Below are 13,052 nucleotides of genomic sequence, written 5' to 3' on the forward strand. Positions count from 1 at the left end.
GCACACGACCGATCTCGCCGTCCCCGCCGGCCTGCGGACCGTCCAGCACCGCGTTCCCGGGCCGCTTCCGCCGCGCCGTGTTGCGGGCCAGGTGGCTCCCTGGCGAGCATGAAGAAGCTGCGTGTGACCTCACCCCGAGTGACGAGGACAGGTGCTGTCATGACCGACTGGGACTCCCAGGACCCGGAACCCGCCGAGGACGACGGCGTACTCGAACCGGCCGACTCGCTGCTCACGGACCGGCTCGACGACGACCCGCTCGACACGGGCGTCATCCCCCCGGACGGGTACCACGGCGCGACCGCGTACGGTACGACGCCCAGCGAGGCCGTGCGCGGGGAGTCCCTGGACCAGTTGCTGTCGGAGGAGGAGCCCGACGACGACCCGGAGGCGGTCGACGACCGCTGGGCCGACGGTCCGTCGCCCCGCGCCGGCCGCCTGGTCGAGGACGGCATCGACACCGAGGGCGCCGATGTCGGTCCCGACGGCGGCGCAGCCAGCGCCGAAGAGGCCGCCGTGCACCTGGTCTACCCGGACGAGGACGCCGAGGCCGAGCTCGACGACGCCGCCCCCGACGAGCCGCTCCGCGAAGCGGTCAGGTTCACCGTCCTCGACGACTTGGCCGACCGGGTGCCGGACGACGACTACCGCTGACGCCCAGGGCCTCCGTCGCCTGCCCCGCTCGTCTCACCTGCTCATCTCCACCTCCAGGTCGGCCACCAGCAACTGCGGACCGCTCTCGTCCGCCTCCGTCACCACAGCACCGTCCGGTGCCCACGCCGCACTGCCCCCGCATCCCGTCCACGGCCCGGCCGTGCCGACGTGATTGGCCAGCACCACGTGCATCCCGGTCGCCTTGGCGATCGCCGGATGCACGGTCCGCCGCTCCTCCCGTCCGCCCTCGGTGCCGTACAGCGAACTCGCGAGGTGCACCTGGCACCCCAGCGCCGCATTCCGCGCCGGCACCTCGGGGAAGTGGTTGTCGAAGCAGGTGGCCAGCGAGTAGCCGACCCCGTCCAGCCAGAACCGGCCCCCGCCGCTGCCGGCCGTGAACACCTCCTGCTCGTTCTCGTACAGGTGCTCCTTCGCGTATGTCGTCACCAGCGCCCCGTCGGGCCCGTACACGGCACTGACGATCTGCGGCCGGTCTCCCGGCCCTGCGGCGACCCCATTCACCACCACCGTCAGACCGATTCCCCGCAGTGGCGCGAGCCGTGCATCGTCCGGTGCCGTCCAGAGCCGCCGGTCCGCCGAGATCGTCTCCAGCTCGTATCCCGTCAGGCACAGCTCCGGCCCGAACACCACGGCCGCGCCGAGCTCCCATGCTTGCTGCGCCAGCGCCGCCATCTGCTGAACGTTCGCCTCGACGTCTCCTGGCACGCACTCGTACTGAGCCGCCGCCACCCGAACCTGCCCCACGTTGCTCCCTTTCCTCCGGCGCAGTCGTCGCGCCATTGCTCGACCCACCGTCACCTCGCACGTTCCGCACGGGCTCGTGCGGTCCGACCCGCGCTCTGCCGTCGAGCTCCTGACTACAGGTCTGTTGCACTGCCCCGCCGTAGCCGGCCTTGCCCGCACCGACCCCGATCGAGGACGGTTCGACGGACACCGTAAGGTGGCGGGCCATGACCGCCGACAGGAGCACCCCGCCCTGCGCCTGGCCCGAGGTTCGAGAACGACTCGCAGCACTGGCTGCGGCCGATCCTCTCCTGCGCCGCTTCGGCGCCGGCTCACACCGCTATGTCCTGCGCCCAACGCTCTCCGAGGCCGCGGTGACATCGTTCGAGACCCAGCACCGCATCACGCTTCCCCGCTCATACCGCTCCTTCCTGCTGGAGGTCGCCGACGGTGGCACCGGTCCGGCCCACGGCCTGCTCGGCCTGACCGAGCTTCCCCCCGACGACGACGCCCTGTTCGATCTGAAATCCGAATCGCTCACGCCGGGCTTTCTCGCCTCACCCTTTCCGCACCTCACCGCACAGCCCGGACCAAGCGCCGGCACGAACTACGACCTCGCCGGCAGCCTCGCGATCGGCGAGTCCGGTTGTGGGACTTTCTCCCGGCTGGTGGTCACCGGCCCCTGCGCCGGCCAGGTCTGGACGGACGACCAGGTCTGGACTGCTCTCGCCCCGGGACCCGACTTCCGTGACTGGTACACCGCCTGGCTTGACCTCCGTCAACAATCGGGGCCTTGATCCCCGCTCCGTTCCCTCGTCCCGTCGCCTCCCCAGGAGAATCCGAATGCCGCCGTCCGCCTTTCCCGAAACCGTCCTTCGCACCGACCGCCTGGTGCTGCGGCCGTTCATCGCGGAGGACGCGGTCGACACCCAGCTCGCGTGTTCGGACGAGCTGACTCAGCGGTGGCTTCCACTCCCCCGCCCCTACACCCTCGACCATGCATCGTCCTGGTGCACGGAGATCTCCCATCGCCTGCGTGCTTCGGGCGACGGCATCCACTTCGCCATCACCGACGCCGTTACCGGCCGACTCCTCGGTACCGTCGGGCTCAAGAAGACCGACTGGCCGGCGCTGGTCAGTGAGGTGGGCTACTGGATGGCACCGTGGGCCCGTGGCCGGGGCACGGCCGCTGAGGCAACCCGGGCAGTCGGTGACTGGCTGCTGCGCCAACAGAACTTCCAGCGGGTGGTGCTGTTCGCCGCGACCGGGAACGTGGCTTCCCAACGGGTCGCGGAGAAGGCGGGTTTCCGGCGCGAGGGCCTCCTCCGGAACGCCGGCTACGTCCACGGGGGCAGAGTCGACCTGTTCGCCTACTCCCTCATCCCCACTGACCTGGACGGCAACTGACGGGCCACCGGTCACCTGGCGACACCATGGGTGCCGCGCTCCTCGTCATGGTCGTATCGCCTCCCGCAACCGTTCGAACGCCGTCGGCGCCGCCTGGTTCGGCAGAAAGGCCTTGATCTGCTCGGCGCACTCACGGGGTGAATACTTCCCGCTGTCACATTCGAGGTCGTAATCGCCGTGACGGTGCACCAGATCGGCCTGGTAGGCAGCTACACCCAGTGGCCGGTCGCCCCGGACCGCCTCGCGTCGCGTCAACTCCGCTACGTCACACCGGATCCCGACGAAGAGAACCCGATAGGGCCTGAGCACTTCCAGGCAGTCGGCCAGCCTCCACGGTTCGCTCAAGACGTGGTCGACCACCAGGTTGTTGCCGACATCCGCCATCGCGGCGATCGACCGATGGAATCCCCTCCTGGTCCGCTTCAGCGCCTCGTCGAACTCAGCCGGCGCCATCGCCCGCTCGGTGCGCATCGCGTTGAACATGTCGACACCGACGTGGAACCAGACCTCATCGTCCAGGATGTCCAGCAGCTCCCGCGCGATGCTCGACTTCCCCGAGCTCGACGTCCCGTTGAGGAAGATGATGCGCCCTGCCGTGTCACCCATGTGATCACCCACTCCGCTCGCTGCCCCTGACCTGTTTCTTGATGCTCAGAGATCTGTCATCCTGTCCTGCCCTTTCAGCTCCGACGTATCAGGAACCTCACACTGAACCACAGGCTCACAAACCCCAGAACGTTCCCACCTGCGGTCAATCTCGCCAGATCGTCGCTCGTCACCTGCCCCGGCATCAGGAAGGCTGCGGTCAGCATCAGCGCGAAGTACACCGCGTTCAATGCGAACGCCACGCCGGCCCGGCCGATCTGTTCCAGATAGGTCAGCAGCGCCAGAGTCCCGCCGAACAGCGCCAGGGTCGGCCCGGTCCAGGCGAAGTACTCGGCTGCCACCGCCGCCGCTGCCCGGTCAGTGGTCAACGCCTCGGCTATCGATTCTCGTAGGAGGTAGACCATCACGCCGATCGCCAGGTAGGGCGGAAGCGAGAGCCTCAAGACGGCTGTGAGACCGGCAAGATTGACGCCTCGTCGGTTCTCACCGGGCCGCAGAGTCACAGCGATCGCGGTGCCCGAGCCGATCGCCATTGCGATCACCATCAGCAGCGAGGTCGCCATCTGCCCGAGACTGAATCCGGCGACCTCCGCCGAGCCTGCGGCCCGTAGCACCCGCAAATATCCGAACGTGGCGGTGGAGAGCAGCAGGAAGGTGGCCGCCACCGGTGCTCCGAGCCGCCACACCTCCGCCACTGCCCGTCGGTCCCCTCGCAGTGCCGGCCACCGAAGACCCTTACGCCTCAGCACTGCCGCGGTGACAACCCCGACGATCGCTGTGGCAGGAAGGCTCCCGACCGGAACGGCAAGCACTCCGAGCCCGGTGGTTCCGTGGAGCAGGACCATGCCTCCTATGGAGAGCCCGGTGAACGTGAGTCCGAGCCATGCTGCAGCCCCCGCGTACCCGAGCCCTCGCAGGATGCCCGCCCCCAGGTAAGGCAGCAGGCCGACAGCGCTGCTGATTGCTGTCGCGGCCACGAAGAGCACCACCGCCCGGTGTTCGTTCGGGGCAACCCCCAAGGCTGCCAACACCGGACCGGAGGCCAGTACCAGAACCACTGTCTGAAGCAACAGCAGGCCGCCGCCGATGGCAAAGAACGTCGGAACAGGCCTGAGCGCATCGCTCTGCCGTCCCGCCCGCGACGACAGGCCGGCCGAGACCTGTGCAGCCACCACCAGCCCCTCGGTCACCGCCAGCGTGAGATAGCCGATCGGAGTGTAGACGGAGCGAATGTAGAGGGCCTCGCCACCCAACCGCCCGAGGAACGCCACCGTCCAGCCCTGGAGCACCAACCCGGCTGCGAGACCCACCAGAATCGACCCGGCCAACCGCATAGCCGGCACGGTCAGCAGGTGCACGCCTGACCTCCCGTTCGACGACTCCGCCACAATTCCTGCCACCACAGCCATCTCCTGATTCTGCCGACAGTCGAGCTGCCGACTCCCAAGGACGTCGATGCGGCCGACCGTAGTGGGAATTTTCTGGCAATTCAACATTTAAAATTCCGCCTCCCCTCGCCTTTGCAGAATTCAACCGGCATCCGCCCATGGCGGAGCGGCGGAGCGGCCACGAGTCGGACAACTCGCATGATTTTCCGACGAACCCGACCGATCGGGTCATGTCTGGGCCAACAGTCAATGATCACTTCAGCGAAAAGAAAGGCCCCTGCCCGAATCGTCGGCCGACCCCGACCACCACGCCCACTGCCGACGGCCTCCGCCCCAAGCCACACCCGATCAAGGGGCACCTCGGCCGCCGACGCACTCTCTGGTTGCCGTCAACACACCACTCGTTGGGGGGCATTGGGCAGTGCACCCCGATGCCTGCAACGCCCGGCCCGCGTTGAGCCCTGTGGCGCCGGCCGCCCTGTGCCGCCGACTGTCACGACCGACCAGTTCAACGGAGGTAGCCCATGTCCACCACCACTGTCTTCACCGTCGAAGGGATGAGCTGCGGCCACTGCGAGCGCACCGTCACCGCGGGCCTGAACGCGCTGCCCGACATTACCGATGTCATTGCGGATGCGCGGGCCGGCCGGGTCACCATTGAGTCGGCCCAACCCGTGGACGACGAACTGGTCCGCGCTGCCGTCGCCAGGGCCGGGTTCGCCCTCGGCGACCGGATCTGATCTTGGCCCGCCGGACGGGACACCTGTAGCGCTAACGGCCGACGCCCACGTGCGCCGGCCTGCTGCTCAAGCCGCTCATTGGCCGACACCTCCTCTCGGTTGGCCACCGCCACGGCCTTTCTACCTCAGTCGGATCCGCGCCAACCTCATTCCTGGCCAAATATTTCTGGATCCACTCTTTCGAGTCATTTCTTGTAACTCCCAGAAGTCGCACCCAAGACCCACCCCCGGCCTCTCGTCTTCACGGTCGACCTCCTCTTCGTACCGCCGAAATCGGCGAACTTCCGAAATCGAATGAAGATTGCGAAGAATCCCCCGAAAAATACTTTGCGGACATCTCGTCGATCTCTCTAAGCTTCGGACCGACGGCGGATCAGCTCTGCCGCACACGCCGGCTTGTCGAGAGGAGGCCCCTGCGATGGTTCCGATAGTCCTTGTCCGTCCCACGGCGCATCCGATCACACGCGCAGTCGGCTGACCCACCCTCACGCGGGGGTTGGCACGAAGCGCCACGATCGGGCTCGCCTCCTCTACTGCTCTGCCCCGGAGGCACTGTGATCTTCCGTCCGATCGTTCCCCAGGAGCTCGAAGCCGTTCTCGCCTGGATGCGGCCCGACCCGTCCACCACGATCTCCACCGAAGCCGTCCGTACCCGCCTCGCCGACGGCGAGTACCGGATCGAGTGGATCTGGATCGCCGAGGCGGCACCCGGCCGCGAGCCGTTGGCGCTTGCCATCTGGTGGGGCATGCCCGGCGACGCCCGTCCTCGAAGCCTCGACGCCCTGTTCGCCACCGACGCCCCATCGGCCCTTACCGACCCTGAGGCGCGAGCACACACGGCGTCCCCACCGACCGGCGATCCGCGCACCGCAGTCGCCGCCGCGCTGCTCACCGCCGCTCACCAGGTCTTCGCTGCGGGATGTCTCGCAGTGCCGCCCGACTACCACCTGTTCCTACCGGCAGGCTGGCGCGACCAACCCGAGGCGGCAGCCGCTGTGGAGTGGCGCCGCATGGCGGCGAAGGCCGCCGGCCTTCGCGTCGCCACCGAGCGGATCCGCTTCGAGTGGACCGCAGAGCGGCCGGTGCCGTCCCTGTCCGCCCGGCTGGTGTTCGACCCGGAGCCCGACGACGAGGTCTTCGTCGATCTCTTTCGTCGGGCCCTGCCCGGGAGCCTGGATGCGACGACCACCAGGGATGCCTTGCTCCTCGGGCCGGAGGAACAGGCCCGGAACGACGTCGCCTTCTACCACCACGACATGCTCGGTGAACGTTCCTGGTGGCGGATAGCCCGAACAGCCACGGGGCAGGTCGTCGGCTTCGGCATACCCTCGCGCAACTCCGCCGCACCCGTCGTCGGTTACCTCGGGGTGCTCCCCGAGTTCCGCGGGCGGGGCTTCGTGGCCGAGATCCTCGCCGAGATCACCCGCATCCTCGCCGGCGAGGCAAAGGAGACGGGCATCCGCGCCGATACGGACCTCACCAACCACCCCATGATCGCCGCCTTCGAACTGGTCGGCTACCGCCAAACGGCGCGCCGCCTCGTTCTCTCCGCAAGCTGACCAGCCGGCCTGCACGACCGGCTCCACCGCCACAACAACGGCCATCGGCTGGACGGGCCGCCCACCGCCAGCAGCCCGTCCAGCCGATGCCCCCGCCCTGCTCACTGCCCTCGACTCGTCCCGGAGAGGAGCTCGCCATCACGTACGACTTCCTGCACAGCGGTCCGCAAGGCCCACTGTCCACCTCAGCTCAACGAGAACGCCCCTGCCGGTGGCGGCGGCGAATCCTCAGCGGTCGCGTCCGTGACCGGCTCTGCCGCCTGCTCGGGCGACTCCGTCAGCCTCGCGGGGAAGGGGTCGGAGGCGAGAAGCCGACTCAACTCCCCCGCAGGCAGCGGCTCGTCGGATCCGATCAGCAGAACGTTCCCGTAGCGCCGGCCCCGGAGCACACTGGGCTCGGCCACCAGGCAGACGTGGTCGAAGACGGCCGAGACGGTCGCCGCCTGGGCCTTCGCGAATGCCAAGGGCGGACCGTCCGCAAGGTTCGCCGCGTAGCAGCCGCCCGGCCGAAGCGTGGCAGCGGCCAGCCGGACGAACTCCACGCTGGTGAGGTGTGCCGGCGTCCGGGATCCTCGAAACACATCGGCCACCACGATGTCGAAGGCCCCCGGCGCCACGGATTCGAGGGCAGACCTGGCGTCACCGACCACCACCTCGATACCGGACGGCCACGGCAGGTGCTCCGCGATGAACTCGGTCAACGGCCCGTCGACCTCGACCACTTGCTGCCGCGATCCCGGCCGGGTTCGGGCCAGATAGCGGGGCAGGGTGAGCGCGCCACCGCCGAGGTGCAGAACGTCGAGCGGCTCGCCGGGGGCAGCGGCCACGTCCAGCAGGTGGGCGATCCGCTGCACGTACTCGAACTCGAGGTGCGTGGGGTCCTGAAGATCGACATACGACTGAGGCGTGCCGTCGAGCGTGAGCAGCCAACCGCCCTCGTCGTCGATGTCGGGCATCAACTTGGCTGTCCCGAGCGCCACCTCGCACTCGACAGGGCGCGGCTCGGGCAGGTCGGCGGCCGGGCCGGTCATCGGGCAGCCCTCCGGAACGTGACGGTGCGGAGAACGATCGACGAAGGGGCAGCCATGCGGGCAGCTTAGGCCCCACCAGGGCAGTCTTCCCAAACGGAGCCGGCTACCGACCGGTATGGTCGCGACAGCACTACCACCCCGGGGCGGTCCGCGGTGGGCGCAGCAGAGCAGAGAGTGGGTGTGGCCGAAGTGGAGTTCCGCGAAGACATCCTGGGTGCCCCGTACGAGGCGGCGGAGCTCCCGCTGATCCCGGACGAGGAGGGAGAGGTCGGTGCCACGCTCGTCCGAAGGCTGGTGCCGGGTTCCCGCCAGGCGGTGCTGTACCTGCACGGCTACACCGACTACTTCTTCCAGACCCACCTCGCCGACCACTTCACCACCGCCGGCTACTCCTTCTACGCCCTGGATCTGCGTAAGTACGGTCGCTCGCTCCGGCCCCACCAGTCGCCCAATTTCGTCACGGACCTCGCCGCGTACGACGAGGAGTTGGACGAGGCGGTCCGGGTCATCCGGGAACTCGACGGCCACACCCGGCTCCTGGTGAACGGGCACTCCACCGGCGGGCTGGTGGCGGCCCTGTGGGCGGCGCGTCGCAGGGGGCGTGGTCTGGTCGACGGCCTGTTCCTGAACAGCCCGTTCCTGTCGATGCCCGCCGCGCCCGCCGTTCGCACCATCGGGGCTCCGGCTCTCAGCGCCCTCGGCCGGGCCGCCCCGACGCGGAAGCTGCCGGCACCGCTCAACCCGCACTACGTCCACAGTCTTCACCAGGATCATCGCGGCAGCTGGAACTTCGATCTGTCCCTGAAACCGGCCGAGGGCTTCCCGCTGTACGCGGGTTGGCTGGCCGCGATCCAGCGCGGGCACCGGGCAGTCCGGCGCGGGCTCTTGGTCGACTGTCCGATCCTGATGATGGCCTCCACCTCTTCCACGGTGACCAGCCGGTGGGATCCCGCGCTGATGCACAGCGACGCGGTCCTGCGTGCCGACGACATCGCCGCGCTCGCTCCGCGTCTTGGCCAGCACGTCACCACCATCCGGGTCGAGGGTGGCGTCCACGACCTGGTCCTGTCCGCCGAGCCGGTCCGGGCGCGGGTGTTCGACGAGCTCGACCGATGGCTCACCGCCTACTTCCCAGCTCCCTGAGCAGACCGGTTCCCGCACTGCTGGGGCCCGACCACTCCGGGCCCCGGCGGTGCACTACCGAACAACGGTCCGCTCGACACCGACCACCCCCGCTCAACGGGCTCCCTAACACCGCTCCCTTGATTGAGGCCATTACTGATGGACAGTCATGTCCGTGCCTGGCTGCTGCTGTTCCCAGTCGGACACACTCGCGTCGCCCGCTGATCGGGCATCACTTCAGCTCTGCGAGCGCTGCCGCTTGCGGCGGCTCGTGAGAGCCCTCGGTGTTCCCACGCCCCCGCGGAGCACCGACACCACACCCAGTGCGGCCGCACTGGCCGGGACTGCCAACAGCGCACCGATGATTCCGGCGATCCCGGCACCGGCCACCACCGCGATCATGATCGTCGCAGGGTGGAGCTCGACGGTCCGGCTCTGAATGAGCGGCTGAAGGACGTGGCCTTCGATCACCTGCACCGCCAGGACCACCCCCAGCGCCCAGAGAGCGGTACCGAGACCGCCGTCCGCCAATGCCACGAGCACCGCAGCCGTTCCCGAGAGAAACGCGCCGACGAAAGGAATGTAGGCACCCATGAAAACCAGCGCGCCCAGTCCGGCCGCGCCAGGGACGCCGAGGAGTAGCAGCCCGATGAAGATGAACGTCGCGTCGATCAGTGCGATCAACGTGGTGCCGCGCATGAAGCCGGCCATCGCCGCGAACGCCTGCTGACCGCACGCAATCACCGTGTCGGAATGCTTGCCCGGCATCATTTCGTGAATGGCGTCGCCGAACCGGTGTCCGTCACGCAGGAAGAAGAAGACCAGTGCGAGGGCAAGCACCCCTCCGGTCAGTAGTTGAGTGACCAGGCCGAGTCCGGACAGCACCCCGCTGGCGAGGGAGTCCACCAGGTTGCTGCCCGATCCGGAGCTCTGTCGAAGCGCGTACTGAATCCTGCTGCCGAGCGGACCGAGCCACGAGGCGATCCGGTCACCGGCCTGCTGGAGCCCGGAGGCGATCTGCGGGGCGCTGTGCACCAGGGAGTTGACGAGCAGCGCGATACCGCCGGTGACCGTCAGAACCAGGGTGGCGCAGGTCAGCCCGGCTGCCGCGCCGCGGCTGACACCCCGGTTCACCAGCCACGGCATGACGGGGTGGAGCAGAGCGGTGGCGAGCAGCGCGATCACCATCGGGATGGTCGCCGCCCTGAGTTCGACGACCACGAACACCACGAACCCGGCGACGCCGAGGAACAGGATCACCGCCGCCGACCAGGCAGCGGCCGCACGAACGGGCGGCGGCAGCATCAGGTCCGGTCGCCGGTCGGCCGGCACCGCCGACCGGGCGGCCACCACACCACCCGCTCCCGACGCACCCTCAGCACCTATGGAGGTGTTTCCACTTGATGCAGTTCGCTCGCCGGGCACCCGTGTGGCACCAGCAGAACCGCCGCCGCTCCCGCCGGCCTCTCCGCCGTCGCCTTGACCGGCCGCCCGCTCTCCGCTGGCCGCACCGGCCGCGGCACCGCCAACCGGACCAGCACCTCGGTCACCGTGCGGTGTGCGATCAGCCGAGCCGGACTCACCCGCGCTGCCCTCCGGTCCTGCAACCGACGGCCCGCCACCCGAGTGCCCCGCGCCGGCCGGGTCCGAGCCGCCCGCGACGTTGCCCTCGTCGCGCCCGCTGCCGGGCGGTGCCGGTGGCTCGGGTCGTTCGTTCGACTCGCGTGGATCCGGGGAGTCCTCCCTTGCCACCGCCACCACCTCCGCCGCCAATGCGCCGCAATGATCGTCCTATTTCAACACATAACGGTCATCTCAGCGGCCAGTCACCCGAGGCACGGCGTGCCTCCGCACCCGTCGGACGGGCCGTCAACTGCCTGCTCTTCCACCGGGCCCACCCGAGACCGGCACCGGCACCCCTGCTCCCTCCTCGGCGCCGCACTCGCATCGCACGACAGATCGGACGCACCATGACCTCGCTCGCCCTCACCGTCCTCGCAAGGACGATCGCTCGACTCGTCGCCGGTGCCCGGCGGACCACACACCGGTGCCTCGACCAGTGGCCGACTCAACTCTCCGCCAGTGCCAGCACGTCCCTGGGCTCGCCCGACCCGAGGGACTTTCCCGTATCCAGTGCCACACCCACGCCCGCACAGTTCTCAGCGAGCCTTCCCCGGCACTCCGGCAAGGCCGGGCACCTGTCGGCTGAGCCCTCGGCCAGCACGACTGCGACTGGCCCTGGCCGAAGCGGAGCCCACCGCGTCGGGCAGGCACAGCACAGCCCCGGCACCGTACCGGCCCGAGGCCCGTCCCTCTCCGCGCACCGGCCCTGCCGGCGAAGGTCAGCCGCGGTGCTGGTCGATCGTCCGGCGCAGCAGGGCCACTCGGTTCGAGGTGAGCGAGTCGACGCCGAGGTCGAGCATCCGTCGCATCGTCCTGCGCAGGTCCACGGTCCAGGTGGCAAGGGCCAGGCCGGCGTCGTGCACACTCGCGACCAGGCGCTCGTCGACCAGGCCGAAGGGCGGGTTCAGGTAGCGGGGGCGCAGCTCTTCCAGCAGACGCTGCTTGGGCAGTTGGAGCCGGTTCCAGGTCAGCGAGATCTCCGCCTCGGGAGCGGTTTCCCGCACCGCAAGCATCGCGGCGACCGAGCCGCAGAACGCGACCCGGTCGGTCAGGCCGATTTCACTGACGGTCCGCCAGGTCGCGGTGACGGGGCGGGCATCGTCCAGGTCGATCAGCAACTGTCGGCCGTCGGTCTCCGCGACGACCGCGAGCGCCTCGGCCAGGGTGGGGATCCGCAGGCCCGGCCGGGCCAGTTCGGCGAGCTGCTCGGAGGTGACGCGATTGATCGGGCGCGGGTCGTTCCAGAGCCGTTCCAAGGTCTGATCGTGGAGCAGCACCGGCACGCCGTCACGGGTGAGCTGAACGTCGACCTCAACGGCGTCCGCTCCCGCCGCGAGGGCGGCGCTGACCGCCGGCAGGGTGTTCTCGCGGTGCTGGTACGGGTCGCCTCGGTGGGCAACGGCGCGCACGCGGCTCTTCAACGGGGTCGTCCTCTCGCACAGTCGGGCAACTCACACCACGGACCGCCTCGCCAGCGGTTGGCCGCAGAACTCCGCATCCTAGGCGGCTCCAGGTCGGCCCTGTGCAGGTGCCTCCGAAACCTGCTGGCCGCCGGCCTGGCTCTCGGACGATCCGGCTCCCCGCTCGGCCCAGGGTGGCTCACCGCTGCCCGGGTATCGGATCAGCGACGCTCGACAACGACGTTGGTCGACTTGATCACGGCGGTGGCGGGCGCACCGGGCACCAGCCCGAGTTCCTCCGCCGAGTCCCGGCTGATCAGCGAGACCACTCGGAAGGGCCCGGCCTGGATCTCCACCTTCGCGGCCACGTCCCCCAGCACCACGGCCGTCACGATTCCCGGGAACCGGTTCCTGGCCGAGGAACGCCCTTCCGCCTCACTGTTCTCCGGTCGGGCCAACTCGCGAGCGAACGCGGCGAGTTCAGCTCCGGCGATGATCCGGTGGCCGTTCTCGTCGCGGGCTGCCGGCAGTCGTCCCGCGTCCACCCACCGCCGCATGGTGTCGGCGCTCACCCCCAGCATCGAGGCCGCCTCGCCGATGCGGTACGGATGGACGGGCCGGTCAGGGGTGGCCATCGATGCAGCTCCTGGGCTACTCGCAGAAGGAGGGGAGGACTCCGTCATCCTGCCGTACCGGCCGATGTCCCCGCACACACCCCGCCCGCAGCGCCCCGACGACCGTCGCCCCGACACGCGCCGACACGCTCCCGTACTTCCCC

At 69.2% G+C, this 13,052-nt stretch carries 13 protein-coding genes; 6 read left to right on the forward strand and 7 right to left on the reverse strand.

Going from position 1 to position 13,052, the window contains the following annotated elements:
• The first annotated feature begins 159 nt into the window (after nucleotides 1-159).
• Nucleotides 160-654, forward strand: coding sequence for a DUF5709 domain-containing protein (locus ACFV1L_RS17490; RefSeq protein WP_380366738.1), 495 nt, complete (start codon nucleotides 160-162; stop codon nucleotides 652-654).
• Nucleotides 655-687: 33 nt separating this feature from the next.
• Here ACFV1L_RS17490 and ACFV1L_RS17495 read toward each other — a convergent pair whose 3' ends face one another.
• Nucleotides 688-1,419, reverse strand: a complete 732-nt coding sequence (locus ACFV1L_RS17495) for a carbon-nitrogen hydrolase family protein (protein WP_380366740.1) — start codon at nucleotides 1,417-1,419, stop codon at nucleotides 688-690.
• A gap of 206 nt (nucleotides 1,420-1,625) precedes the next feature.
• Between ACFV1L_RS17495 and ACFV1L_RS17500 the strand changes: the two genes are divergently transcribed.
• Both ACFV1L_RS17500 and ACFV1L_RS17505 read left to right on the forward strand, forming a co-directional pair.
• A complete protein-coding gene (locus ACFV1L_RS17500) occupies nucleotides 1,626-2,195 on the forward strand; it encodes an SMI1/KNR4 family protein (RefSeq protein ID WP_380366742.1) in 570 nt (189 codons plus the stop codon).
• A 46-nt stretch (nucleotides 2,196-2,241) separates the two neighbouring features.
• A complete protein-coding gene (locus ACFV1L_RS17505; protein ID WP_380366744.1) occupies nucleotides 2,242-2,805 on the forward strand; it encodes a GNAT family N-acetyltransferase in 564 nt (187 codons plus the stop codon).
• A 45-nt stretch (nucleotides 2,806-2,850) separates the two neighbouring features.
• On the opposite strand, the gene ACFV1L_RS17510 is transcribed toward ACFV1L_RS17505, so the two are convergent.
• Both ACFV1L_RS17510 and ACFV1L_RS17515 read right to left on the reverse strand, forming a co-directional pair.
• Nucleotides 2,851-3,411 (reverse strand): chloramphenicol phosphotransferase CPT family protein, encoded by a 561-nt coding sequence (locus ACFV1L_RS17510; RefSeq protein ID WP_380366746.1) that lies wholly within the window; start codon nucleotides 3,409-3,411, stop codon nucleotides 2,851-2,853.
• Nucleotides 3,412-3,485: 74 nt separating this feature from the next.
• Complete coding sequence (locus tag ACFV1L_RS17515; RefSeq protein ID WP_380366748.1) at nucleotides 3,486-4,769, reverse strand: MATE family efflux transporter; 1,284 nt, start codon at nucleotides 4,767-4,769, stop codon at nucleotides 3,486-3,488.
• 554 nt (nucleotides 4,770-5,323) lie between these two features.
• Between ACFV1L_RS17515 and ACFV1L_RS17520 the strand changes: the two genes are divergently transcribed.
• Both ACFV1L_RS17520 and ACFV1L_RS17525 read left to right on the forward strand, forming a co-directional pair.
• Nucleotides 5,324-5,539, forward strand: a complete 216-nt coding sequence (locus ACFV1L_RS17520) for a heavy-metal-associated domain-containing protein (RefSeq protein WP_380366750.1) — start codon at nucleotides 5,324-5,326, stop codon at nucleotides 5,537-5,539.
• Between the two features lie 554 nt (nucleotides 5,540-6,093).
• The gene (locus ACFV1L_RS17525) at nucleotides 6,094-7,098 is read left to right on the forward strand and encodes a GNAT family N-acetyltransferase (RefSeq protein WP_380366752.1); all 1,005 of its coding nucleotides are present in this window, start codon (nucleotides 6,094-6,096) and stop codon (nucleotides 7,096-7,098) included.
• Nucleotides 7,099-7,283: 185 nt separating this feature from the next.
• On the opposite strand, the gene ACFV1L_RS17530 is transcribed toward ACFV1L_RS17525, so the two are convergent.
• The gene (locus ACFV1L_RS17530) at nucleotides 7,284-8,129 is read right to left on the reverse strand and encodes a spermidine synthase (RefSeq protein WP_380366754.1); all 846 of its coding nucleotides are present in this window, start codon (nucleotides 8,127-8,129) and stop codon (nucleotides 7,284-7,286) included.
• A 189-nt stretch (nucleotides 8,130-8,318) separates the two neighbouring features.
• Between ACFV1L_RS17530 and ACFV1L_RS17535 the strand changes: the two genes are divergently transcribed.
• Entirely contained in the window at nucleotides 8,319-9,272 is a 954-nt protein-coding gene (locus tag ACFV1L_RS17535) for an alpha/beta hydrolase (protein WP_380366756.1), read from the forward strand.
• A gap of 216 nt (nucleotides 9,273-9,488) precedes the next feature.
• Here the strand turns inward: ACFV1L_RS17535 and ACFV1L_RS17540 are convergent, their stop codons facing one another.
• The 3 genes from ACFV1L_RS17540 to ACFV1L_RS17550 all read right to left on the reverse strand — a co-directional run bounded on the left by ACFV1L_RS17540 (nucleotide 9,489) and on the right by ACFV1L_RS17550 (nucleotide 12,909).
• Nucleotides 9,489-10,604 carry an AI-2E family transporter gene (locus tag ACFV1L_RS17540; RefSeq protein ID WP_380366758.1) on the reverse strand — a complete coding sequence of 372 codons (1,116 nt, stop codon included), beginning with the start codon at nucleotides 10,602-10,604 and terminating at the stop codon, nucleotides 9,489-9,491.
• Nucleotides 10,605-11,593: 989 nt separating this feature from the next.
• On the reverse strand, nucleotides 11,594-12,295 hold the full coding sequence (locus ACFV1L_RS17545) for a glycerophosphodiester phosphodiesterase (protein ID WP_380366760.1): 702 nt from the start codon (nucleotides 12,293-12,295) through the stop codon (nucleotides 11,594-11,596).
• 200 nt (nucleotides 12,296-12,495) lie between these two features.
• A complete protein-coding gene (locus ACFV1L_RS17550) occupies nucleotides 12,496-12,909 on the reverse strand; it encodes a molybdopterin-binding protein (RefSeq protein ID WP_380366762.1) in 414 nt (137 codons plus the stop codon).
• Nucleotides 12,910-13,052 lie beyond the last annotated feature (143 nt).

The organism is Kitasatospora sp. NPDC059646, assembly GCF_042734615.1.
In the GTDB taxonomy this organism is placed as follows: Bacteria; Actinomycetota; Actinomycetes; order Streptomycetales; family Streptomycetaceae; genus Kitasatospora.